Genomic DNA, 25,649 nt, shown 5'->3' with positions numbered 1-25,649 from the left:
TTATGCGTAGAAATTTCAATAATATTTGACTTTTAACAAATGATTTCTTACAATACCAATATAGTAGGTAAAGGGGAAATTATGCTTGACAAGACGATTTATAAACAGATTTTTAAATCTAGTTTCGACGCCCCAATCGACGTTGAATTTTGGGATGGAGAGAAGGTAAGTTACGGTCAAGGTGATCGAATTGCCACAATCATCCTTCACGATGTCATACCAATTAAAGATATCATGGCCCATGCTTCGCTCACTTTTGGTGAAGCTTATATGGATGGTAAAATTGAAATCAAAGGTAATTTACAACACTTAGTCAAAATTGCGTACGATTCTAAACAAAGTTTTTTGAATGGTTCAAAGTTTTCGAAACTAATTCCAAAACATTCTCATTCAGAAAATAAAAGCAAAGCTGATGTGCAAAGTCACTACGATATTGGTAATGACTTTTATAAAATGTGGCTAGACCCCACAATGACATACTCTTGTGCATATTTTGCGAGTGAGAATGATACACTTGAGGATGCGCAGTGGAATAAGGTTCGTCATATTTTAAATAAGCTTCATGCACAGCCTGGCGAAACATTACTGGATATTGGTTGTGGCTGGGGAACATTGTTGTTTACAGCTGCTAAAGAATATAATCTAGAAGCAACTGGTGTTACACTTAGCCAACAACAATATGATTTTGTATCTAACAAAATTAAAGAAGAGGGCTTGGAAAACAAAGTACATGTTTATTTGGAAGACTACCGTGAACTGAAAGATACCTATGACCATGTAACTTCTGTTGGCATGTTTGAACATGTTGGTAAAGAAAATCTAGGTGAATACTTTAAACAAGTAGACAATCTTTTGACAGAAAATGGTACAGCATTAATTCATGGTATCACTGGTCAACATAAAGGTGCCGGTGTGGATGCATGGATTAACAAATATATTTTCCCTGGAGGATATATTCCAAATATTGCAGAAAACGTTGAACACATTATTGATGCTGCTCTTCAAATCGATGATATTGAACCATTGCGTCGTCATTATCAGAAGACTCTGGAAATCTGGACAGAAAACTTCCATAAAGTTGAGGAGGAAGTTATTTCAAAGTATGGTGAACGCTTTTATCGAATGTGGGATTTGTATTTGCAAGCCTGTGCAGGATCATTTGAGTCAGGAAATATTGATGTTGTTCAGTATTTGCTAACAAAAGGACCATCTGCCACAAACTTACCAATGACACGTTCTTACATCTATCATGCTGATGTAGCAAGTGGGGTTAAATAAAATGTTAAAAAAGCTAACTGTAAATAGTTAGCTTTTTTATTTAAAATTCTTGATATACAGCAGGATCCTGATGATTATTTCTACCGTTAGGCTTAGTTAAACTATTAATACGTTCTATGTCAGATGAACTAATTTCAAAATCAAACAAGTCTAGATTCCCTTTTTGTCGAGTATAGCTGCTAGCTTTTGGTATAGGTAACACGCCCAAAGAAATTTCCCATTTTAATACAAGTTGACCAACATTCTTTTTGTATTTTTTTGCTAATTCTACAAGTACTGTGTCATTTAATATTGCACTGGCACGGCCAAGTGGACTCCATGCCTGTGTTAAGATATTTTGAGATTGATTATAATCGCGTTGTGTTTGTTGATTAAAATATGGATGAAGCTCAATTTGGTTAACTGCTGGTAATTTGTTAGTTTCCTTTTGAAGGCGATCAATATGTTCAGGGAGGAAGTTGCAGACACCAATTGATTTAACTAAACCAAATTTTTGTGCTTGAATTAATGTATGCCATGCCTCTAAATAATGATCATCAATAGGGTTGGGCCAATGCAATAGGTACAAGTCAAAATAGTCTAATTTACTACGGTATAGAGATTCTTGTAAGAGGTTAATTGAGTCTTGATAGTTACTATAATATTTTCCGGGAAGCTTAGATGCAATGATTAACTCATCACGATTAACATGAGATTGATGAATTGCTTGCCCAACGGTTCCTTCGTTTTGATAATTAAAAGCAGTATCGAACAAGCGATATCCAGCATCAATTGCTGATAAGATTGATTGTGTTCCCGAAAAACCATTTAGTTTGTATGTGCCAAAGCCAATTTCTGGTAGTTTTTGGCCATCGTTTAGTTCATGAAATGCCATAAGTGTAGACCTACTTTCTTAATCATTATGACTTTTATGGTAGTTTAAAGTCTTCGAAGATGCAAGAGAATAGTTTGTTCAACATCAAACAAAAAAGATATCACATTTAAAGTAATATCTTAATGACTAGCATATGTGTATTAGTGGTATTTTAAGTTGTTAAAATTAAATTCTATAATCGGAAGTGTAATTGTACATCAGTTAATCTCAATAGGTTGTTTCGGTTGAGATTTTTTAATTTTGACAGTGTCACCACCAATAATCATTTTATTGCATATGTTTAAGAATAAACCATGTTCAACAACACCAACTTGTCTTTCAAAATAGTCAGCTAATGAGTACGGATCATCGATTGTGTTCATATAACAATCAATGATATAATGTCCGGCATCAGTGATAATTGGTTTGGTTGTATTAGGATGGCAGCGTAGTTGTGGCGAAAAGCCTTTTGCAGTAAATTGTCGAAGCAATTGGCCGCTGCCATAAGGAATAACTTCAACAGGTAAGGGGAATAATCCTAGCGTTTTGTGGACTTTGCTGCTGTCAACAATCCAAATATTTTCTTTTGAATTTTTTGCAACTATTTTTTCCATCAGTAGTGCATCACCCCCACCTTTTATGCCATTCAAATCAATATCTATTTCATCTGCACCATCGACTGTGATGTCAATATGGTCTACAGCGTCGATATCAACAATTGGAATATCTAGTTCTGAACATCGTTTGCTAGTGATTGTTGAAGTTGTGACACCAATAATGTTTAGATTTGAGTTAGCCAAAGCTTCAAGGAAGTATGCAACAGTTGATCCAGTGCCTAATCCAACAACCATATCATTTTTGATATAGGTAAGTGCAGCAGTTCCAGCTTGCTTTTTTTGCAGGTCCTTTTTTTCCATGCTAAGACTCCGAACCAACGGCGCTAGTGAGTAAACCGTCATCAACTTCTTGTTTAGTTGGAATGGAAACAAGTGCACCGGATCGACTAACCGTAAGTGAACTAGCAAAACAGCTCCGTTTGATAATACGTGGTAAATCAGACATGTCTCTCTGAACATTAGCGGCAAAAGTTCCAATGAATGTATCACCTGCAGCAGTAGTGTCTACAGTGTTTACTTGGAAAATAGGGATGGTGTCTACTGAGCCCTTAACATGGTAATATATACCGGCATCACCTAATGTGACAATAACGTTTGGCAATCCTATGTTATTTAATTTTTCTGCTAATTGTGCAAGTTCTTCTGTTTTTGTAGTTGGCTTAACATGAGCTAATGCAGCAGCTTCTGTTTCATTTGGTATGATTAAATCAGTGTTAGAAATAATATTGGCATCTAATTTGGAGGTGATGGGGGCGGGGTTCAATATTGTTAAAGAATTATGTTGCTGAGCAATCCTAAAACTTGTTGCAATAGCCTCTTCTGGTACTTCCAGTTGTGCTACTACTATATCAGCATTCGCTATCACATCGTGTGCTTGTTCAATATCAGCACTAGTTAAATGCATATTTGCACCACCATAAACCATAATAGTATTATGGCCATCGTTTTCTAACATGATCGTGGCTGAACCGGTAAAAATTTTTTTTGTAAAAATATAATCAGTCGAAATACCTTCGTCGGCTAATAGTTGCTTAAACGCTCGACCTCGGTCATCATTGCCTACGGCGCCAATCAATGTAACCTCAGCCCCTTGTCGAGCAGCAGCGATCGCTTGATTAGCGCCTTTTCCACCAAATGTACTTGCTTGATTATTAATAGTGATTGTCTCGCCTTGGTTAGGTAATCTATCAATCATTTGAATGGTGTCAATATTAAGACTACCGATAACAACAACTCTATTTTTCATGATATTATCTCCTCAAAAGTAATGTCGGTTAAACGTTTTACTTAATTAAGGTTTGATAATATTTTATGTTTTTTTTTTAATAATGTCAAGAAAAAAGATAATACCCGCTAAGTATTATCTTGGTAATGTTTAACTGGCCCTGTTGATTCTCGAATAACTAATTTGACATCAAAAAATTCAGTTTGAAAAGGTAGATTAGGGTGATCTAACCTTTGTAAAATCATTTTTAAAGCAGTTTCCCCAATTTTTGCAACAGGTTGTGCTATTGTAGTTAGTGTGGGGATCATGAATTCCGCATAATCTGTATCATCGTAACCAATAATGGAAATATCATTAGGTACTTTGATATGCTGGTAAGCAAGACCACGTAAAATACCAATTGCCATTTCATCATTTAAAATAAATGCTGCTGTGGAATTACTTTGAATCAATTGTTTGACAGCTGCTAAGCCACCATGCTTTGAAAGTGTAGTTTCAATAACTTTTTTAGGTCTCAAATTAGCTGTGGACAGTGTGTCCAAAAAGCCAGCACGGCGTTGTAGCATGTTATCGGTCAAATTATTTGGTAAGATTAATGCGATATTTCTATGTCCAAGAGCCAACAAATGATTAGCAGCCATACTACCGCCTGTGAATTCATTTATTTGAACCATATCCTGAGCATTAATATCAGCATTTTGATCGAGCACTAAGTAGGGTATATGGAACTTCTTTAAAAAGATGTTGACTTCATTGCTATTCGGGATAAGTCGCCCAAAAACTAGTGCTTCAACACCACGCTCGACCAGAGAAAAAATGGCGTCTTGCAGATTTTCATCCGTCGATCCTAGAAATACTAAATTAACATCTTCTGGAGCGCTATTTTGCATGCTTTGAATAATATCGGCAAAAAAAGGCATTCGAAAAGAGGGAATGATAACGCCAATTAAGCGTTTGTGTCTGCCCTTTAGATTTCTTGCAGCGCTGTTAGGAATGTAGCCAAGTTCATTTTGCGCCTGTAATACTTTTTCAATAGTAGCCTCAGAGAAACGTTGTCCTTTATGATTTAGGATTTGAGACACGGCAGCAATAGAAACGCCTGCTTGTTTGGCAACATCTTTGATTGAGATTTTGCGCATCACATCAACCTCCTTAGTGTAAAAACTTTGTTCTTACACTATTGTACCAGTAAAAAATAATTGAAAACGCTTCCATTTATATAAAATTGATGTTATAATGACTTTGGTTAAACGTTTTACTAACTTGCATTTTGTTCAAGAGAGGAAAAACTCATGTTTCTATTTGCTAATATTCTTGGTATTTTTGTTTTTATTGCCATTGCGGCTTTATTTTCTAATGACAGAAGAAATATCCAATGGAAGTCAGTTGGTATTATTCTGATCTTAGAATTAATATTGGCTTGGTTCTTTACTCAGTTTAAAGCTGGCCAATTGGCAGTACAAGGAGCAGCCGACGGCTTTAATTGGCTTGTTTCGGTGGCATCTAAAGGTATAGCATTTGCTTTACCTGATTGGTTAACTGCTAATAATGGTGGTCCTAACTTTGTAACTTCTGCCTTACTACCAATTTTATTGGTGGTGCCTTTATTTGATATCCTGACGTATGTTGGTGTCCTACCATGGTTCATTAAGTGGATAGGTAAGGGTTTAGCATTTATAACAGGACAGCCAAAATTTGAAGCATTTTTTTCTATTGAGATGATGTTTTTGGGAAATACTGAGGTGCTAGCTGTGTCGAAAGCCCAGTTAGATAGTATGTCTGCTCGTCGGAACTTTACGTTGGCTATGATGTCAATGAGTTGTGTTACTTCAGCAATTATTGGTTCTTATACACAAATGGTTCCTGGCAGATACGTCTTAACTGCTATTCCGCTGAATATATTAGGTGCCATTATCATTGCAACTATTTTGAATCCGACTAGAGTGACACCTGAAGAAGATGTTATTGTCAGTGTATCATCTGATAATGGTAAAAAAGAACCATTCTTTTCGTTTTTAGGTGACTCGATTCTTGGTGCAGGTAAGTTAATATTGATTATTACCGCTACAGTTATCGCATTTGTATCTTTGGCAGCTCTAATTAATCAACTGTTTAGTTTAACAGGCCTACACTGGTTAACTTTAGAAAATATCTTTGGTGTTATTATGTTTCCATTTGCTTGGCTACTTGGTTTTAATGTACATGAAGCTTTTCAAATTGCACAATATATGGGTACAAAATTAGTCACAAATGAATTTGTTGTTATGGGAGAAATTTCAAAATCAATTATGGCAGGAAAGGGCCTTTTTGCGAATGAACATGCACGCATTGTGTTGACAGTATTTTTGACCAGTTTTGCAAACTTTGGTACGCTTGGCATGATTATTGGTTGTTTTAAAGGTCTTGTAAGTAAAGAAAAGAATGATTATATTAGTGCACGTGTACCGTACATGCTGCTATCTGGTATTTTAGTTTCGTTATTATCTGCTGCGACGGCTGGCTTATTCGTGTGGTAAAGGAAAAGTAACATAGAGAGGATAAATCATGACTCCAATAATTTTGGATATGGATCCAGGTATTGACGATGCTGTCGCCTTGTCGATTGCTTTGACTAATCCTGAGATTGACATAAAACTATTAACGAGTGTTGCTGGAAATGTTAGTGTCGAAAAAACAACAAAGAACTTATTAAAATTAACAACCTTTTTTCATCAAGACACGTTACCAATTGCAAAAGGCGCAGCTGCTCCTTTGAAAAAAACGCTTTCGGATGCTTCCTATATTCATGGTGAATCCGGTATGCCAGGTTATGATTTTCCAAGGATTACCAGTGAAGTTATAACTACTGATGCGGTTACCGCAATGGCGCATGTATTAGTTAACGCTACTGAACCAATTACCATTGTTGCTACGGGAGCATATACGAATATTGCACAATTGATACAAAATCACCCGAATCTACTCGGAAAAATTAAAAAATTTGTTTTGATGGGTGGGACATTAACAGGTGGAAATGTTTCTTCAGTTGCAGAATTTAATGTGTTTACCGATCCTGATGCTGCAGACATTGTCTTTAAAAGTGAAGTGCCGATTGTCTTGATCGGACTTGATGTTACTTTAAAAGCTTTATTATCATTGGAAATCATTGAAAAGATTGGCCATATGGGCCGAACAGGTGACATGCTTCAAAAGCTTATGAAGGCTTATGGCGACAGTGCAATAGGTGGTAAACCAATGCATGATGTCAATACCATTTGTTATCTTTTAAAGCCAGAATTTTATACATTAAAAGATTATTGGATTGATGTGATTGTGTCTGGACCCGCTATTGGTGCTACGGTTGCGGATACACAAAATCGATGGTCTGATGGTAAGTTAAATGCAAAAGTAGCGATAGACATTAATGTATCGGCGTTTGAAAAATGGCTTATTGACCAAATACAAAAAATGAATTAATGATGCAGCTGAATTATATAATTAAAAAAGATTACTGTTACGAAGATAACAGTAATTTTTTGATTAAATTATTATATAATAGTTAGGTGATTCAATATTTCTGAGAGAGATAGGTAAGTTATTTTTATGAATAACACTTTTAAGCCGAAAAGTAAGACTGTTCAAAATGTTACGAAAAATCAGCAACTCGTTGTTTTAATGGGATCAACAATTATAATTGGTATTATTGTTGGATTAAGTTCTTTATTTCTAGGAATTTTTCTAGAGTATGTTGAACATTTATTTTTAGATTACCGAGAAACCGCTAGTCAACCAGCACCAATAGGTTCATCATCATTTCGTAGATTATTATCCGTTTTTATAGGTAGTATCCTTGCAGCAATAATTTGGTGGCTTTTAAGAACCAAAGCAACAGCGACAGTTAGCGTTAAAAAGGCATTAATAGGTAAAAAAATGCCTTTGTGGCAAACGGCTATTCACGTTATGACACAAATATTTTATGTTGGAACTGGTGGATCTGTAGGACGAGAACTTGCACCCAGAGAAGCCGGAGCTATGCTGGCACAAAAAGTAGAAAGTTTATCTAATGCGATGCATATTCCACAGTTATCAGCAGATGATCGAAAATTGCTGATTGCTGCGGCAGCAGGTGCTGGATTTGCAGGCATTTATATCGCACCAATCACTGGGATGTTTTTTTCTGTTGAAATACTATTAAAGAAAATGACATTACGTACTATAACTGTTAGTTTAACCATGTCTACTATTGCGATGTTTATCGGCGCAATTACAAAAGGGTTTAACCCATATTATTTAGTGGGGGATGCAAAGTTTTCAATACTTTCGATGGTGATGGTAGTTGTTATTGCACCATTTTGTGGAGTTGCTGGTGCATGGTTTAGGAAGTTGTGTCAGTGGGCTGAAAAGGGACAAGAACGTGGCAATAATATTTTATGGCAATTACCTATTATGGGGTTGATGACAGGTCTAGTTGCTACATTTTTCCCGCAAATCATGGGAAATGGACGTTCTTTGGCACAACTGGTTATTAACAGCACTGGGATTTGGACCATTAGTTTGTTAATTATTGGCGCCTTGTTAAAAATAGTTGTTACTGTACTAACGATTCGGTCAGGCGCATCAGGTGGTACCTTAACACCAGCCATTGCGATTGGTTCAGTGTTAGGTGCTTTCTTGGGTATGATTTTATTTTTATTTGTACCTAGCATTTCAATTTGGGAAGCAGCGATATTAGGAGCATGTACGTTACTTGCTGCATCGCAGCAGGCACCGTTGATGGCGTTGTTTATGATATTTGAAATTTGCCATTTAGATTATGCCATGCTTTTACCACTGAGTTTTGGTGTTTTGATATCTACTATTGTGTCCAAAAGAATATTGACTAAATAAATGAAAAAGCATCTGTTTCAACACAGATGCTTTTTCATTTATGGTGTGCTATCAAGATTTATATCTGTAGCTTTTTGTATCGCTAATTTTGCACGTTTACGAATAATATCAAAAGTTTCTGGATAGTAACGGCCATCTTCGTAAATAACGCGCAACATATCATCACTATCGTGACCATCAGAAATAGAAGGGACGGTTTCTAGGACCCCATCATGATCAACTACTTTTAATAATCCAGCTTTTGAAGCTTTTGTAATGTCTGTTTTGGGATGTTTTTGAATATTAAAAGGTTGTCCGTTTCTATCAATACCAAAAGCAGCTTTAATAGCAAAACGCTCAGTGTCACGAGTGAATCCTTCTTGTAATAAGCCGCCTCCTGATCCAACAGCAACATTATCGGCTGACCAGCCTTGTTCGGTAATTGTTTGGTAAAATGATATAATGGTTTCTCGATTCATACCATCACCCTGTAAAATACCAACATTATGATTTAATAACTTGTAGCCCTTATCATTCATTGTGTGCCCAAAAATGATATCTAAATGTTCAATGATCGATAAAGGCATTTGAATTGGGTCGCCTGAATCAGGGCGAAAGACAGTGCGACCTGGTCTAGCTATGATTAATTGCTTAATTTCTTTGGACCCAACGACATAATCAATGAAATTGTATGAATCGTAGCTATCTATTACAATTGAAAGAGTTGTGTTTTCGTCTGATTTACGAATTTGTTCACTTATATACGAAAATTCGCCGAGGCCAGATCCATAAGCAGTAGCAACAGAATGTTCTGTTGCCCAAACTGACATGGCTAATCCTGATTTTCCATAAATTTGTTCGATTGCAAGTGTTGCTGGCATATTATCTGAACCACGGAAATGCAGTAGGTGTGCTGCACCACCACGTTCAGCTGCCTCTAATGAGGTGACACCACGTGCTCCAAAGTCATTAACAGCCCATGATAAGTTATTAATTGTACCGGTTTTTTGATAAAAATTTATTAGAGATTTTTTGATATAATAGTCATTTGTTGCGATAGTGGTTGGATACCAAACATGCATGAGAACAGTTTCCAGAGCATTCAATGTTGTCGCAAACCAAGGTTGTGTTGATTCAATAGTAAAAACTACATTACCAGTTGGAATAATTATACCTTCAGGTAATGATTTTATTTTAATTGGCCAATAACCTAAATTGCGTACTTTTTCCCAAACGGCTCGATGAAAGTAATCTTTAGTACCAAAAGTTAATTCTGCGATTCTTTCTGCCTCGTCAATCATTTCTGTAGTGATGGGGGTCAAAAAATGATCATGAATGATCATCTGCAGACCAAAAAAATTAATGTGATCAAAACGACCACCTTTACGCGGCTCAGCATAGGAATATAATTTTTGTAATCCTTCTGGATATTCTTTCCAATGTGTTAATTTATAGGCATCTGTGTTTAGAATCGGATTTTGGACTGTCATGATAAAGTTCCTTTGTTTTGTTTGTATAAGAGCCGTGAGGATAACGCTCTTTGGAGTTTATAGTTTAATGACTTCACACGGTCATCTGACTTGTGAGATAATTAGTCATTTATTATAGCACATGACTGACAATTTTATACAATAAAACAGGCTAGAGGATATTCTCTAGCCTGTTGTTGATTTATTATTAATGAGAAATTACTCTAAGACATCATGAATCGTTACCACACCAACTACTTTTTGATTGTTATCTAAAACCACAAGATTTGAAATATTATAATTGGCCATTTTTTTCCAGGCTTCGCGATTACGTTTATTTTCATTAATACTGATAAAGCCTTCGGTCATATAGTCTTTTGCAGTTGACCCCTTAACTTTGCTAATATTTAAAAACTTCTTTCGAATATCACCATCAGTAATAATACCAATGACATTCTCTTCTGAATCTTTTACCAATGTAATACCAATACCAAAGTCACTGATGCGGTAGATAACATCGTTGATTGAAGTATCTATATGAACATAGGGAATTTTAGTATGCATAGAGTTCTTGACATTTTGCAGTAAAATTTTTCCAATAGATCCGCCAGGGTGATATAATGCAAAATGTTCACGATCGAATTCTTTGGCTTTTTCAATCGCAACCAATAATGCATCACCCATGACCAGTGTTGCTGTGGTTGAACTAGTTGGTGCTAATTTGGTAATATCAGCTTCTTCTGCCACATCAATGGTTAATACAATATTTGCATTTTTAGCAAGAGTAGAATCTTCTGACCCTGTCATAGCTACAGTGAATAATTTGTCCTTATGTATATTTTGTAACGCTGATAAGGATTGTAAGACTTCCTGTGTTTCACCACTATTAGAAATCAAAATAACTAAATCATCTGATGAGACACGACCTAGATCACCATGATAAGCTGTGCCAGCATCAATATAAAAACTCGCTAATCCGACTGATGAAAATGATGCAGCGATTTTATCTGCTATAATACCAGATTTACCAATTCCTAGAAAAATAATACGACCCTTTGTCTCTAATATTTTATCAATTGTTTCATCAAATGACGTTCCTAGTGACTGTTTTACACGATCTAATGCTTCTATTTCCGTTTCAAAAGTTTGTTTAGCATCCTCATAATAGACCTTCATGATTGTACACCGCCTTCATCTTCAGATTTTGATGGAAGAGGTCATTGGCAACCTCTAAAATAGGACGTATTTTTGAAAGGTATAGTTGACTGTCTTGATCAGAAATGGCTTTTGGAGGATTAGGATGTACTTCTGCAAAAATCCCATCTATGCCAATTGTTAAAGCTGCACGCATTAATGGGAAAACATAATCTCGATTTCCACCAGAATGGTTACCATATCCACTGGGAATTTGAACAGAGTGAGTGGCATCGTAAATGATGGGAAATTTAGTTTCACGCATTTGAATGAGACTTGTCATATCGACGACCAATTGGTGATAGCCAAACATACTACCTCGTTCTGTCACTAGAATATGGTTATTAGTTTGTTCAACTTTATGAACTGCGCTTTGAATATCTTCCGGCGCCATAAATTGTGCCTTTTTAATATTTACAACACGACCAGTATTAGCTGCAGCAATTAATAAGTCAGTTTGTCGACTCAAGTAAGCAGGAATTTGTAATACATCAGCAATTTCAGCCACAGGGGAACATTGATAAGATTCGTGAACATCTGTTACAATAGGGACCTTGTATGTTTCCTTGATTTTTTTTAATACTGCGAGACCATTTTCCATTCCCGCACCACGCTCTGAGTCAAGAGAACTACGATTAGCTTTGTCAAATGAAGATTTGAAAACATAATTAATACCCAAATCTTCGGTGATTTGTTTTAGGTTTTCAGCAACCTCAGCACAGGTGTCATAAGATTCAATGGCACATGGACCTGCCAATAATGTTAGCTTATCATCTGAAAATCCGTATTCTTGAAAAACTTCACTAATTTTTGTCATAATATATCTCCTTATCACAGATACAAACAATACACATAACGACATCCTATGTGCTACAAACCCAAGTTTTGAGTGAAGATGCGTTAGTAAGGTTATTGTAGCATTAATTATTTTAGAAGTAGTAAAAAAAGACTTTGCTATTTTATGGATTCGAAAGTAGAGGAAAGAAACCAGTAGACTAACTAACAATTTTGCGAGATAATGATTACTGAACGAATTTGATGAATAATGGAAGTGTAATATACTATGATAGAGGCAGAAAGACAATACAATAAAGGATTATCTATTTTACAAAATAGTGCTTTTCGAGTTACAAAACAGCGTAAAGATTTATTAAAATATTTATCTGATTATGAAGCAAAGTATGTTTCTGTTACGGATGTCGATAACCATATGCAACAACTATATCCTAATGTCAGTCATACAACGACATATCGAAATATTAAAGAATTTGCAGATTTGGGTATTGTTGAACAACGCTCTGAAAACGGCCAATTAAATGTTAAGTTTCAATGTGATTTTGTTTCTCCAGATCACGGACATTTTTTTTGCCAAAATTGTCATCGTGTAATCAAGATTGACTCTAGTATGTCACCAAAGCTGAAAGAGTCTTTAAAAGATTTTTTGGTATTAAATGTTAAGTTAGAGTTGTTTGGATTATGTGATCAATGTCAGAAAATTAATAATCTAGCATAAAATTAAACATCTTTACTTTTAGAAATAAGCCATGAAAGTGGCTTATTTTTTATTATAGTAATCATTAATGATTACTATAATAAAAAAGAATTGTTTTAGTAAATAAATGAAGAGAGGTAGTTATTATGCCTAAGACATAGAGTTCCCACTGATTTGAAACAGCTATTGAATAAATAAGTGGAGAAAGTAAGGGATATAAATTATGAAACGAAAGTATACTTTTGGTGGTGTCGTCATTATTGCCATTTTATCGGTCATTATGTTTGTTTTTGTGCATGAAAGTAATACTACCGTAAGCGCTAATCAAAAAGAAATTAAAGTTGTATCTTCGGTTGATTTTTATGGTGAAGCAGCTGAAAAAGTACTAGGCAAGTACGGTTCTGTTAAGTCAGTTATTACTGATCCAAGCGTTGATCCACATGATTATGAACCTAGTGCTAAAGTTGCAACAGAAGTTTCTAAGGCTGATTTAGTCATTTACAATGGTATTGGATACGATTCGTGGATGACTAAGTTGGCAAAGAATTCCGATGTGAAAGCAGTACGTGTGGGTGAAGATGTGCTTGGTAAAAAAGATGGTGATAATCCTCATTTGTGGTATCAAAGCCAAACAATGCCTAATCTAGTTAATTATTTAGCTGATAAATTTTCAAAAATAGATCCAACGCATAAAGATACTTTTAAGGCTAATGCTAAAAAATATATTGCAAGTTTAGAACCTATTCAAACAAAAATAAACACGTTAAAGAAGAATTCTGATAATAAATTGGTTGATGTAAGTGAACCCGTGTTTGATTATGCGTTAGAAGAGCTTGGTTATACAGAAAATAACACTCATTTTTCTAAGTCAGTTGAAGATGGTACAGATCCATCACCAAAAGATATTAAGTCTATGCAAGATGATATTAAGAACAAGAAAATTTCATTCTTCGTTCAAAATACACAAGCCACTGATAAGACTGTTAGTCAATTGGTGAAATTGGCAAAAAAGCATTCAGTTCCTGTATTAAATGTTACGGAAACGATGCCCAAGAATAAAAATTATAAGCAATGGATGTTAGATCAATATAACCAGTTAGAAAAGATTCAAAAAGTTGAACAATAGTTTATATGATGTCTAAAAAAATATTACAAGTTGAACAATTAAATGTGACTATTCCAGGAAAGGTATTGATTCATCAATTATCTTTTGATGTCTATTCAGGAACCTTATTGTGTTTAACTGGTGATAATGGTGTTGGAAAGACAACCTTAATTAAGTATCTTTTACAGGCCGCAAAAGATACTATTAGTTTCCAAAAAGAAATTCGTTTCAATATTAATTTTGATGATATTCAATTAGTACCACAATTTCGAGATATTGACGATGAATTTCCATTGAGCGTAAAGGATTTTATCGTACTGAATTTAACCCGACAGTGGTTGCCTTGGCTAATAAAATCAGAAAATGAGCAATTACAAAAAATTATTAATCTTACTAACTTGAATGATATTAAAAATCGCGCTTTAGGACGTGCCTCGGGTGGAGAAAAGCAACGAGTCTATTTGGCACAAGCGTTGATGACACATCCAAAATTATTGATTTTGGATGAAAGTACCTCTAATTTGGATTATGAATCACGCATTGATTTGTTGAAACTAGTTAAAAAAATCATTGCACAAGAACAATTAACTGTTATTTTTATTACTCATGATCCAGAGTTGGTCCAAATGTTTGGTGACTTTGAGTTAAACATTAATAACGGACATGGTGAATTAAGCAATTTACGCTTAACTACTAAAGGGGGAAAGCATGCTTAGTTATCCGTTTATGCAGTATGCGTTTATAGCTAGTTTTTTTATTTCAATCATTTGTGCAATTATTGGTGTCTTTGTTGTAGCACGTAAAACTTCATTCTATGTACACACGTTATCTGAAATTAGTTTTTCCGGTGCAAGCTTTGCAATTTTTGCTGGTATTTCTCCCATTGGTGGCATGTTAATGTTTACGATTTTGAGTTCCATATTTGTCTCTCTGGCAGGTAGAAAATTGAGTCAAAGAGAAGCGTCAGTAAGTGTTTTTTCGGCTGTATTTATTGGTCTTGGTGTATTGTTTTTATCTTTATCAAACAAACAATCGAGCTATGCAACGAATATTTTATTTGGCAGTATTGTTGGTATTAGTAAAGAAAACTTATATGAACTCTTGCTCTTAATCGCTTTTATCTTGCTCATCACGGTGTTCATGTTTCGACGACTGAAATATATTTCGTTTGATACAATCGGTGCTGAATTTAATGCCAAAGGAACGTTATGGATAGGATTGTTATTCTTGATATTAGTTGCATGTACAGTTAGTGTTACTGCACAAATTGTTGGTTCATTACTTATTTTTTCTTTGTTAACCGTGCCCGCTTCTTCTGCAAAATATTTAGCAACATCAGTTCATCAAATGATGTTAATTTCATTTATTTTTTCCTTATTTGGGACGTGGATGGGTTTATATTTGAGCTATATTAGTAACTGGCCAGTTAGTTTCTTTATCACCATAATTGAAGGAGTATTTTATTGCTTTTCTTTACTGTATCATAAATTATCAACAACATATCGTGCATAATTGAGCGAGTAGATTGTTTGCTATAAAAATTCACCTGAATTATAATGACCGTAAATGTTAGTGACTGGCCGATTAAAATTGGAGGTAATTTTATGACAAGGCAATATGACTACGATGTTTTATATTTAGGTAGTGGACATGGCACATTTGACGGTGCAGTTCCACTGGCACAAACTGGTTCTAAAGTTGGTGTCATTGAAAAAGATATGATAGGTGGCACATGTCCAAATTTTGGCTGCAATGCCAAAATTGCATTGGATGCACCTGTAACTTTATTGCGTAAGGCTGAAAGATTTGACAATGTTGTTGCAGGCAGTTTAGCATTAAATTGGAAAGAAAATATAGCATACAAACAACATGTTATCGAAGATTTACCAGATATGATTACCGGCCTTATTGAAGGTGCCGGCATTGATATCATTCATGGGACAGGTGTTTTTCAAGATAGGCACACTATTCTAGTAAATGGGCAACAAAAAACAGCTGAAAATATTGTTATTTCAACTGGACTTCGCCCGCATAGGTTAGATATTCCTGGCAGTGAGTTAGCACATGATAGTCGTGAATTTATGAATTTAGAGAATTTACCTGAAAAGATTGTTGTCGTAGGTTCTGGTTATATCAGTATGGAATTTGTAACCATGGCCAATGCTGCTGGTGCGGATGTGACTGTGTTAATGCATGGCGATAGTACCTTGAAAGACTTCTATCAGCCATATGTTAGTAAGATCATTGATGATTTAAAAGGCCGTGGTGTTAAATTTATTAAGAATGCTAACATTACTAGTTTTGAAACATTGAACGGTCAAACGGTTGTGCATTATGGTGAGAACAAGCAATTAATAGCTGATTGGATTTTAGATGCAACTGGACGTGTTCCAAATGTTGAGCATATTGGTTTGCCGGAAATAGGGATTGACTATAATGATAAAGGGATTGTTGTAAATGAATATTTGCAAACAAATATTGATAATATATATGCTTCGGGTGATGTCATTGATAAAAAGCAGCCTAAATTGACACCTACTGCTATATTTGAATCTTTATACTTATCAAAACAGTTTGCTGGCCAAAGTAATGAACCGATTAAATATCCTGTCATTCCATCAGTAGTCTTTACTTCGCCTAGAATTGCTAAAGTAGGTATATCTGTCGAAGATGCTAAAAAAAATAATGATCACATTCAACAAAACCAATTAGTTGATGACTGGTATCGCCAAGTTAATCATGAAAGAATTAGTGAAAATACATTGATTTTTGATGATGATCATCGTTTAATTGGTGCTACAGAGGTGAGTGAACAAGCAGATAATGCTATTGATACATTGTTACCGGCAATTGAATTTAAATTCAGTAAAGAAGATGTTTCACGAGTAATTCATCTATTTCCTTCAATTAGCGCCTCAACTTGGGGACTATTGTGATTGAATCATAAATAAAAAGTGATGCAAGACGATTAAGTTTTGTATCACTTTTTTATTAATTTATTTGAAAATATGTGTGCGACTGATAAATAATTGGCCAATACTGTAAACTATGGCTAATAAACTAACGAGCATGGTGAAATAGTTAGTTTTATTAACTGATGCAGCAACTTTTAAGTGATTAGAACCTTTGCGAAGTTTTAACTTCAAAGCATGTTGAGATAAATGTTTTATATTCTGATGATTTAGTGTCACCTTGTAAGTTACACCTGAATAAATAGCGACAGGTAATGTGTAATAACTTGATTTTGTTGCATTAACTGTATAGTCGATAGCATTATAAGTTTGGCTATTAATTTTTAAATCAAGGGTATTGTTACTTTGAAAAGCAGGTATTCTTGCTTGAAGTTGTTTTTTGTTGTTTGCTGGTAAATAATCTAGACCAATAGCGCTATTTTTGATGGTTTTATAATAGTTTTCTTTTGTTAACCAAAACCGATAACCATCTTGAGTTACTGTATTATGATATGAATGAACAGCACTTAAGCTAAGTGTTATTAAACCGAAAATAACAAGCACATTGATATCATTATGCTTTAAAGGGTATGCATTAAAGTAGTACATAACACTAATAGATAGAAGCATCGATACCAGAAATAGCAAACGACCTAAGAATTGAATAACGTTTATTGGTGTATTGACAAAATTTTGCCAGGGTAACCAATCAAATGTACTAAAAAATAGTATGATGGTAGCTACTGACCAATAACGCCAAACACCATTTTTATTTGTAAAAAGCATGAACGCCAAGAAAATAATTAACCCTGTGTTGATTACACCAATATTAAAACTATCAGCACGTTCAATAATACTGTTATCAAGAAGCGCTTGCCAGTATTTTGTAGTATTTAGCGGTATTAAATTTGGTCCAGGACTCACCAATAGATTTGACAATAACAATGAACCCATGTTGGTTAATGTGTAAAGTGCAGATAAAATAGCTAAAACAGTTGCCTTAATGTAATTTTGAAGTTCTTTAATTGTAATTTGACGATGTAATAAGCGTATAAAAAAACAAATAATAATCATGACGGTAATAATTATTAGGGACAAAATGTGGCTATTTGCGATGGCACCCATGCCTATGCCTAAATAAAGCCACCCATTTTTTTTATTGTGCCAAATTTTGAAACAACCTAAAAATACTAAAGGTATGAATGCATATGCCAATGCTTCACCTAATGCATTTCTAGAATAAAGAACAGTCATATGATAAGAGCTGAATTGGTATATAGAAATACCAATTATTTGAATCCATCTGTTATTTGTTATAAACTTAGCAAGTAAGAATGTATTAAAAATGGTTAACAAATTTAGTAAAACAAAGCCAATTGCTAAGGCAACTATAGGATTACTAAACAATAGCCGTGGGATGATAAAAATAATACTAGTTAGCCATGGGTACATACCATTCATGGCAAGACCTGTATGGTGCAATCCTATAAAATTCACAAGTGGGGGTAATGAACTATTATGAAGGGCTTGTGCTATGGCATCAAAGCGTGCCAAATGTATGTTACCATCGTAACTCAATTTGAATACGTTGTTGGTAAATGCGGGTAAAGTTGTTAGAAGTGATGTTCCTAACATAATCATCAAAATGATGTAATGATGGAGGTGGGTTGAAAAATGACGTTTTAACATTATAAATCCTTTATATTTTAAAAATAACCTATAACTACCATAATAAAAACGATGCTAAATAGCAACATATATGGTAATAATCAATCAATAAGGTAAATATATGTTTAAAATTAATCTTCGTTTTATGTTGAAAAGTTAGTATTTTTCTGGCATCTAATTTGCTCTGTCCTAGTAATACAAATTGAGGGGAAGTCATGTCAATAATTTCACAACAGGTAAAAAAAAGCTGGCCAATCACCGTTCTTTTTCTGTCGTCAATATTGCTCTTAACACCATTTTTTTTGGATCACGCAATGATTATTGGTTCTGATACCATTTTTCATTTTAACCGTTTATATGATACAGCCATGCAGATGAAACATGGCAATTTTCAATACTTTATTTCTATGTATGGTTTTCAATCCTCTGGGCGAATTGTTAATGCGCTTTATGGGCCATCTATGGCCTATCTGCAGGGAATGCTCGTGTTAATTAGTCCATCCTGGTTTGACTACCAAGTATTGTCAAATGGCATATTATATTTTATTTCTGCTTGTTCATTATACGTCTTGTTAAAAAAAGCTGGTGTGAGAGTTTCCTATCGGATACCTTTGTCTATTTTATACATGACGACTTATTCAGTACAATATTGGACACTTAGGCAAGGGTTTTCGAGTTGGGGAGCAGCGTTATTCCCAGTATGTTTAATACCCTTGATCAACTTAATTGAAAAAAAGACGCTTTCTGCTATTCAAACGGCAATATGTATTGGTATCATGTGTCAAATACATATGCTGTCTGCAATGTTGTTGGTTTTGGTATACGCATGTTTTTATTGCGCAACCTTTTTTACAAATAATATAGAAATCAAAATTAAATTATTAAAGCAGCTCGGTCTAGCTATACTTATTTTTAGTTTTCTTGTTTTAAATATCTTGTACAGCTTTATTGCGATATACAGTACAAATAATATTGCACAGCCATTTATTAATAAATGGATGGCTGAAACCACTATTTTTAGAGGAAGTAGTTATTGGTTATTTTATCCACCAATTTTGATGGTTGTTATGTTGTTTGTACTGTGGCAAGCTTGTCGGCACTGGAAAAAGGCATCGCAATTATTAAAAGTGACAACAATTAGTAGCATGCTTTTCTTTATTTTATGTACTGATTTATTTCCTTGGAAAATTTTGAATAATTCACATAACCAATTAATTGAAACCATTCAATTTCCATTTCGATTTTTTGTGCCATTTACAGTTTTATTGTTATTAGCTTTGGGACTAATATTACAAAAATGGCATATTAAATCTACAGTTTTTGGTATAGTGTGTTATATTTTATTGGTTTTTTCTTTAATACAAACTAGTATGTCAACTAGTAATGCCTTGCGTATTTGGCACCAGACCGATTCTTTTTTAAACTCTACGGTACATACCTACCTTACATCAACTAATACTCGTAAAATTAAGAATTCATTTTTTATTTCTGATAAGGAACAATCATTAAAGTATGTTGTGAAATCTACTCCAGATTATTTGCCGATAGAAAATACAACTTGTAAAAATAAATATGAATTGTATTATCACTTAGTTATTGATAAACAAAAATATTTTAAAAAATCTGTTCAAAATAATAAACTGGTTGTACAATGGCAAGGGAGATATGTTAAAAATATTCAAGTGCCTATTATAAAATATGCAAACACAGTTTTAGTTTTGAATCATAAGCAGCTACATGGGGATGTAAAACATGGCAAGATTGGTACACCCATTGTGAAACAACAAAAAGGATGGAATCAATTAGTCGTTTATTATCGTAGGGATTGTTTGCTGACCGTTATTCTACTAGTCAATTGCTTGAGTTGGGTAACTGTTGTTTATACGAATTATAAATTCAAATGAATTGAATAAAAGTATAGAAAAGCACCTCTTAAGAGCTGTGCTTTTTTATTTTCAAAAATTGGCAACATATGAACTGATCTGATTTGATATATTAAATTAGTGAAAAATAATTCTTTTCATTTGCTTATTTTTAAGAGAACGTTCATTATAGTTTCAAGAATGAATAAGGAGAAATTAATGACTTCAGTGATGTGGTTTCGCCGCGATCTTAGGCTCAAAGATAATATTGCGCTATTGAATGCAATAAAAAAAGGGAACAAAGTATTTTGTGTTTTTCATATTAATCCAGAACAATTGACAAAACCAGATACAGTAAATCAAAGTGCTTTTTTTGCCAGTGTAAAATATTTTAAAGATGAATTAAAGGCGCAGGATATTCAGTTAAATATTTTGTACGGCGACTTACAAGAAAGTTTTCAATATTTAAAGGATAAAGTACCGGATTGGCAAGATATATTTTTTAATTTTGATGAAAAAGGATTTGGACGTCAGAGGGATCAAAAAATGGTCACATTTTTTGAAAACACTTTACACATTAAGGCACATCCTTTTGTTGATTATAATTTGCATGGTGCAACGGAAATTAAAAAAGATTCAGGTGAAGGGTATAAAGTTTTCACGCCATACTTTAAAAAGTGGATTAATCAAGTAAAACCAGTACCAAAAGTATATGATTATACTTTGCTTCAAAAAAGTAAATCACCACTATTTTCAGAAAATGATTTTAGATTGTCGAAGTTAGTTCAAAATCAACGTAAATTCATCACAAACCACTTGGGTACAAAAAATGCTGAGAAGGCATTGCACTACTTTATAACAAATAATTTGGCACAATATGATCAAAATCGTGATATTCCAGCATTAGATAAAACAAGCCATTTGTCACGTTATTTACGTACTGGGGAAATTTCTATTCGAACAATTTGGCAAGCCGTAGTACAAGCACCAGATAGTAATGGGAAATCTAGTTTCATCAAGGAGCTATGTTGGCGTGATTTTTATAATATGATTTATGTTATGTATCCCAATCAACAACAGGTATCTATAAAGCAAGAATTTGAACAAGTTGATTGGATAAACGATCAAGAACAGTTTGAATTATGGAAAAGTGGTCAGACGGGCTTTCCAATTGTGGATGCAGGCATGCGTCAACTGAATAAGCAGGGGTGGATGCATAATCGCTTAAGAATGATTGTGGCTTCATTTTTAACAAAAGATTTGTTAATCGATTGGCGCTGGGGAGAAGCTTATTTTCATGAAAAATTGCTAGATTATGATGCAGCTAGTAACATTGGTGGTTGGCAGTGGGCAGCCTCTACAGGAACAGATAGTGTTCCTTATTTTAGGATTTTTAATCCGAAAATTCAGTCACAGAAATTTGACCCAGATGGACTATTTATTAAACAGTATGTACCAGAATTGAAAAATATTGATACAAAAATGATTCATGAACCAAATAAATTATCAGTAGCTGACCAAAAAAAATTTGGCGTTACTTTAGGAAGAATGTATCCACTACCAATTGTTGACCATGCTCAGGCGAGAAAACGAGCCATTAGTTTTTATGAGGCCAGCAAAGACGTTTAGTTGTAGTAACAGATAAAACGGAAAGGAAGTAGGAAATGTTCTTAGCATTAAGAGAAATCAAGTTTGAAAAAATACGTTATAGTTTGATTATTACATTAATTTTGTTTATTAGTTATTTGGTTTTTGTTTTAAATGGTCTAGCAACAGGATTATCTGACTTAAATAAGTCAGCTATCACGCAATGGCATGCCTCAACAATATTATTAGATAAGGATGCTGAGGGGCGTTTGTCGCAATCCTTCCTAGAGCGTTCTGATCAACAAAAAATTAATGGGCAAGGTACACCATTAAGTCAGTACAGTGCCTTGGTAAAAAACAATCAGACTGGCAAAACGAATGCACAAATATTAGCGATCGAGGCAAAAGGTTTTATTTATAAAAATCTAAAAATTTCTAGTGGTATGAATTTTAAAAAGGATAATACCGCCGTTGTTTCAGAACAACTAAAAGAAAATGGCTTTAAAATTGGAGATAAAATAAATATAGCCAACAATGATATTCAATTGCAAATTGTCGGCTTTACCCCAAAAGCTTCTTTTAACGTTGCGCCTGTTATTTATACATCTTTTAAGTCTATGGCTAAGATAAATCAGGCACCAGTAAATGGTATTGTTTTTAATAAAACGTTGAAAGGCAATCCGCAGTTCAAGCACAGTAAATTATATACTATAACCAGTTTTATTAGTAAATTACCAGGATACCAAGCACAGCAATTAACATTTAAATTTATGATAGGTTTTCTTTATATCATTGTATTTATTGTTATTTCCATTTTTTTGTACATTTTAACAATTCAAAAACTACCTAATTTTGGTGTTATGAAAGCACAAGGAATATCAACGCGCTATCTGATTTTGAATACATTGACACAAACTTTTATCGTGGCTGTTATTGGTGTTAGTCTGGCCATGATGCTGACAGTTATCACAGCGTATGTTTTACCAAGTGAAGTACCGATTGCCATTAATATCAAGCAAGTGCTTACAACAAGTTTTGGTATATTAATAATGTCTTTATTAGGCGCGTTATTGCCAATCAGGCAAATTATTAAAGTAGATCCATTTGAAATGATTGGAGGGTAGTATGTCACGTTTAGAATTTGAAAATGTGAGTAAAAAGTATGGCAAAGGTATGAGTGAGTTCTTAGCGTTAGATCATATAAATTTTTCAGCTGAATCAGATCAATTGATATTAGTGGTCGGTCCTTCAGGTTCTGGAAAAACAACTTTTTTAACAATCGCTGGCGGTTTACAATCACCTACAACTGGAACTGTAAAAATTAACAGTGAGATTATTGGTAACTTATCAAAAAATCAGCAGTCTACTCTTCGTTTAAATACAGTTGGCTTTATCCTGCAGTCATACAATTTAGTACCGTATTTAACGGTCGATGAACAGTTTTTATTGGTTGATAAAGTGAAGAGGCAGCATATATCTCAAGAAAAATTTCTAAGTATATTAAAAAAACTAGGTATTGAAAATCTTGGCAAAAAGTACCCTAATGAGTTATCTGGTGGACAGAAGCAACGAGTAGCAATTGCTCGGGCGCTTTATGCTGACCCGGAATATATTTTGGCCGATGAGCCCACAGCTTCGTTAGATACTCATCGTTCGAAAGAGGTTATGTCTTTATTACATGAATTAGCTCACCAAAATAATAAAACAATCATTGTTGTTACCCATGATTTACGCCTACAAGATCAGGCTGATAAAGTTTATCAAATTATTGACGGGAAAATGTCAGAAGTTTTAAACATAGATAAAAGTGCTAAAAAAAATCTTGACTTTTATTCAAAATAAAATTCTTCTTACTTTGTCAAGGAGTTCAAATACGAATAATGTAAGCGTTTGCATTGCGGTCATGAGTGTTGTACAATTGAGGAGTAGATTAGAAAAAGTCCAAAGAAAGAGTAGCAAGTTATTGTTGCTATAATTAGTGAACGTGAGTGACGTCAATGGGCTTTTACTAGTCCTAGGAACAACGTACTTGCTGTTTATATTATGATGTTAAGGTTGTGCTGGGTGCATACTGGTGGTTGATTAATTTAAAAGGAATAGTGACTTGATTTTCACCAAGTGTGTTTTTGGGGTAGGTTACTGAAGAGTAGGTTGTTTTTTGTTGTTGAAAGGTATCTTTTACCAAAAAGCAGAAAGGAAGTAGTGTTTATGATTAAAACAATTGTTGTTGCTACAGATGGTAGTGAGGCCGCGATGAGAGCAGTACAATACGCTGCAGATTTGGCCAAAAAATATGATGCAAAAATTGAAATTGTTAGTATTATTCAATATTCAACAGTTGCTTACCATGATGGTAGTCAGGTGTTCTATGCGTCAATGACAGATAGTTTAACTGAACTGGCAAGGGATAATCTTTCAAAAGCAGCGGAAATATTAGCCGACGAAGGTATTCAATTTAATACACATATGTTCAAGGGAGATGCGCGGTTTGTTTTGTCAAATGAAGTTGTTAAGAACTTTAGTCCAGATTTAATTGTCATGGGAAAAACGGGGACAACAGTTTTGACACGCATGTTTATTGGCTCTACAGCAAGGTATGTATCTGAAAGAGCAGATGCAAATGTTTTGCTTGTCAAATAATACTAAGTATCATAAAGGTGACCTAAAAATAAAAAGCAACTAGCCAATATAGTTAGTTGTTTTTTATTATTTATGATGATGCATCCAAAATAGGTAAATGCCTACAATAACTAATAGTGCAGAAAGTACAATGTAAATTATGAGATAAACATACTTTATATGTAACAATATATAATTTAACAAATGAATCATATTTTTTCCTTGAATTTTAATGACTACTACTTTAGCATACTATAATACTTTTCGAGCTAATAATTTCTGAATTTCTGGCAGAGATTGACCTTTTCGAAATTCTATTTGTTCTGAGTCAATTAATAGAGGTGATATTTTTTGTTGGATAGTTGCAATAGGAACAGTTGAAGCATTATACCTAACAATCCGTCTAATAAACCTATTTTTCGCTTCTTTTACTAAATAACAGTGTGTGTGAACAACTTTTATTAAGTGTACAATGAATACCTTTATTTTACCAATCCACAACTGAAATGCAAAAAATTTGTATGTGAAATAATTTATGTATTTTAAAAAATAATTGTTATTAATAATTCAGTAACAGCAGTATTTTTTATTTAATCTATCTTAATGATGCAATTTTTTTGATTGACTTTAGTGGTTGCTAATGATAAATTAACAGTGTTAAATAATTTAATCTTCGGGGCAGGGTGTGATTCCCGACCGACGGTGATGGTGTAAAAACCTTAGTCCGTGACCTACGATGTTTTTCGTAGCTGACACAGTGTAATTCTGTGACCGACAGTTAAAGTCTGGATGGGAGAAGATTTAAAATAGTTTAGACATTTTTTTGTTTTTGTCTAAGTTTTTTTGAATTAATCTGAATTACTATAGGCCCGATGTGTATTTTT

Annotated in this window: 22 protein-coding genes and 1 riboswitch; of the genes, 14 read left to right on the top strand and 8 right to left on the bottom strand. The window is 34.1% G+C overall.

Features of this window, described 5'->3' with window-relative positions; all coding sequences use genetic code 11:
• Positions 1-81 precede the first annotated feature (81 nt).
• The gene (locus tag ESZ47_RS03180) at positions 82-1,278 is read left to right on the top strand and encodes an SAM-dependent methyltransferase (RefSeq protein ID WP_148604675.1); all 1,197 of its coding nucleotides are present in this window, start codon (positions 82-84) and stop codon (positions 1,276-1,278) included.
• A 40-nt stretch (positions 1,279-1,318) separates the two neighbouring features.
• Here the strand turns inward: ESZ47_RS03180 and ESZ47_RS03175 are convergent, their stop codons facing one another.
• From ESZ47_RS03175 to rbsR, 4 genes are all read right to left on the bottom strand, one after another.
• Positions 1,319-2,152 (bottom strand): aldo/keto reductase, encoded by an 834-nt coding sequence (locus tag ESZ47_RS03175; protein ID WP_148604673.1) that lies wholly within the window; start codon positions 2,150-2,152, stop codon positions 1,319-1,321.
• Between the two features lie 197 nt (positions 2,153-2,349).
• Positions 2,350-3,048 carry a ribose-5-phosphate isomerase RpiA gene (gene rpiA, locus ESZ47_RS03170; RefSeq protein ID WP_148604671.1) on the bottom strand — a complete coding sequence of 233 codons (699 nt, stop codon included), beginning with the start codon at positions 3,046-3,048 and terminating at the stop codon, positions 2,350-2,352.
• 1 nt (position 3,049) lies between these two features.
• Positions 3,050-3,994: a ribokinase gene (gene rbsK, locus ESZ47_RS03165; RefSeq protein ID WP_148604669.1), complete on the bottom strand. Its 945-nt coding sequence runs from the start codon at positions 3,992-3,994 to the stop codon at positions 3,050-3,052.
• A 107-nt stretch (positions 3,995-4,101) separates the two neighbouring features.
• Complete coding sequence (gene rbsR, locus ESZ47_RS03160; RefSeq protein WP_148604667.1) at positions 4,102-5,112, bottom strand: ribose utilization transcriptional repressor RbsR; 1,011 nt, start codon at positions 5,110-5,112, stop codon at positions 4,102-4,104.
• Positions 5,113-5,265: 153 nt separating this feature from the next.
• On the opposite strand from rbsR, the gene ESZ47_RS03155 reads away from it, so the two are divergent.
• From ESZ47_RS03155 to ESZ47_RS03145, 3 genes are all read left to right on the top strand, one after another.
• Positions 5,266-6,489, top strand: a complete 1,224-nt coding sequence (locus ESZ47_RS03155) for a NupC/NupG family nucleoside CNT transporter (RefSeq protein ID WP_148604665.1) — start codon at positions 5,266-5,268, stop codon at positions 6,487-6,489.
• A gap of 28 nt (positions 6,490-6,517) precedes the next feature.
• Positions 6,518-7,429 (top strand): ribonucleoside hydrolase RihC, encoded by a 912-nt coding sequence (gene rihC / locus ESZ47_RS03150; RefSeq protein WP_148604663.1) that lies wholly within the window; start codon positions 6,518-6,520, stop codon positions 7,427-7,429.
• Between the two features lie 198 nt (positions 7,430-7,627).
• Positions 7,628-8,839 carry a chloride channel protein gene (locus tag ESZ47_RS03145; RefSeq protein ID WP_425280129.1) on the top strand — a complete coding sequence of 404 codons (1,212 nt, stop codon included), beginning with the start codon at positions 7,628-7,630 and terminating at the stop codon, positions 8,837-8,839.
• Between the two features lie 38 nt (positions 8,840-8,877).
• Here ESZ47_RS03145 and ESZ47_RS03140 read toward each other — a convergent pair whose 3' ends face one another.
• The 3 genes from ESZ47_RS03140 to kdsA form a co-directional block, all read right to left on the bottom strand.
• Complete coding sequence (locus ESZ47_RS03140) at positions 8,878-10,308, bottom strand: nicotinate phosphoribosyltransferase (protein WP_148604659.1); 1,431 nt, start codon at positions 10,306-10,308, stop codon at positions 8,878-8,880.
• A 198-nt stretch (positions 10,309-10,506) separates the two neighbouring features.
• Positions 10,507-11,463, bottom strand: a complete 957-nt coding sequence (locus tag ESZ47_RS03135; protein ID WP_148604657.1) for a KpsF/GutQ family sugar-phosphate isomerase — start codon at positions 11,461-11,463, stop codon at positions 10,507-10,509.
• The gene (gene kdsA / locus ESZ47_RS03130; protein WP_148604655.1) at positions 11,447-12,298 is read right to left on the bottom strand and encodes a 3-deoxy-8-phosphooctulonate synthase; all 852 of its coding nucleotides are present in this window, start codon (positions 12,296-12,298) and stop codon (positions 11,447-11,449) included. Before kdsA ends, ESZ47_RS03135 begins: the two co-directional genes overlap by 17 nt.
• A 246-nt stretch (positions 12,299-12,544) precedes the next feature.
• Between kdsA and ESZ47_RS03125 the strand changes: the two genes are divergently transcribed.
• The 5 genes from ESZ47_RS03125 to ESZ47_RS03105 all read left to right on the top strand — a co-directional run bounded on the left by ESZ47_RS03125 (position 12,545) and on the right by ESZ47_RS03105 (position 17,014).
• Entirely contained in the window at positions 12,545-12,994 is a 450-nt protein-coding gene (locus tag ESZ47_RS03125; RefSeq protein WP_148604653.1) for a Fur family transcriptional regulator, read from the top strand.
• A 202-nt stretch (positions 12,995-13,196) separates the two neighbouring features.
• Complete coding sequence (locus ESZ47_RS03120) at positions 13,197-14,099, top strand: metal ABC transporter solute-binding protein (RefSeq protein ID WP_148604651.1); 903 nt, start codon at positions 13,197-13,199, stop codon at positions 14,097-14,099.
• An 8-nt stretch (positions 14,100-14,107) separates the two neighbouring features.
• A complete protein-coding gene (locus ESZ47_RS03115) occupies positions 14,108-14,794 on the top strand; it encodes a metal ABC transporter ATP-binding protein (protein ID WP_148605720.1) in 687 nt (228 codons plus the stop codon).
• Positions 14,787-15,590, top strand: a complete 804-nt coding sequence (locus ESZ47_RS03110) for a metal ABC transporter permease (protein WP_148604649.1) — start codon at positions 14,787-14,789, stop codon at positions 15,588-15,590. Before ESZ47_RS03115 ends, ESZ47_RS03110 begins: the two co-directional genes overlap by 8 nt.
• 92 nt (positions 15,591-15,682) lie before the next feature.
• On the top strand, positions 15,683-17,014 hold the full coding sequence (locus tag ESZ47_RS03105) for a dihydrolipoyl dehydrogenase family protein (protein WP_148604647.1): 1,332 nt from the start codon (positions 15,683-15,685) through the stop codon (positions 17,012-17,014).
• A 60-nt stretch (positions 17,015-17,074) separates the two neighbouring features.
• On the opposite strand, the gene ESZ47_RS03100 is transcribed toward ESZ47_RS03105, so the two are convergent.
• The gene (locus ESZ47_RS03100) at positions 17,075-18,718 is read right to left on the bottom strand and encodes a hypothetical protein (protein WP_148604646.1); all 1,644 of its coding nucleotides are present in this window, start codon (positions 18,716-18,718) and stop codon (positions 17,075-17,077) included.
• A 194-nt stretch (positions 18,719-18,912) separates the two neighbouring features.
• On the opposite strand from ESZ47_RS03100, the gene ESZ47_RS03095 reads away from it, so the two are divergent.
• The 5 genes from ESZ47_RS03095 to ESZ47_RS03075 all read left to right on the top strand — a co-directional run bounded on the left by ESZ47_RS03095 (position 18,913) and on the right by ESZ47_RS03075 (position 24,786).
• Positions 18,913-20,601: a hypothetical protein gene (locus ESZ47_RS03095; RefSeq protein WP_148604644.1), complete on the top strand. Its 1,689-nt coding sequence runs from the start codon at positions 18,913-18,915 to the stop codon at positions 20,599-20,601.
• Between the two features lie 177 nt (positions 20,602-20,778).
• Positions 20,779-22,188, top strand: a complete 1,410-nt coding sequence (locus ESZ47_RS03090) for a cryptochrome/photolyase family protein (RefSeq protein ID WP_148604642.1) — start codon at positions 20,779-20,781, stop codon at positions 22,186-22,188.
• Between the two features lie 35 nt (positions 22,189-22,223).
• Positions 22,224-23,270: an ABC transporter permease gene (locus ESZ47_RS03085; RefSeq protein WP_148604640.1), complete on the top strand. Its 1,047-nt coding sequence runs from the start codon at positions 22,224-22,226 to the stop codon at positions 23,268-23,270.
• Position 23,271: 1 nt separating this feature from the next.
• A complete protein-coding gene (locus ESZ47_RS03080; RefSeq protein ID WP_148604638.1) occupies positions 23,272-23,988 on the top strand; it encodes an ABC transporter ATP-binding protein in 717 nt (238 codons plus the stop codon).
• A 366-nt stretch (positions 23,989-24,354) separates the two neighbouring features.
• Positions 24,355-24,786, top strand: a complete 432-nt coding sequence (locus ESZ47_RS03075) for a universal stress protein (protein WP_148604636.1) — start codon at positions 24,355-24,357, stop codon at positions 24,784-24,786.
• Between the two features lie 644 nt (positions 24,787-25,430).
• A riboswitch (FMN riboswitch) is annotated at positions 25,431-25,570 on the top strand.
• The last annotated feature ends 79 nt before the right edge of the window (positions 25,571-25,649 follow it).

It is taken from the genome of Leuconostoc litchii (genome assembly GCF_008107645.1).
Lineage (GTDB): Bacteria > Bacillota > Bacilli > Lactobacillales > Lactobacillaceae > Leuconostoc > Leuconostoc litchii.
The sequence above is the reverse complement of the archived record's forward strand: the minus strand, read 5'-3'. Positions and strand labels throughout refer to the sequence as shown.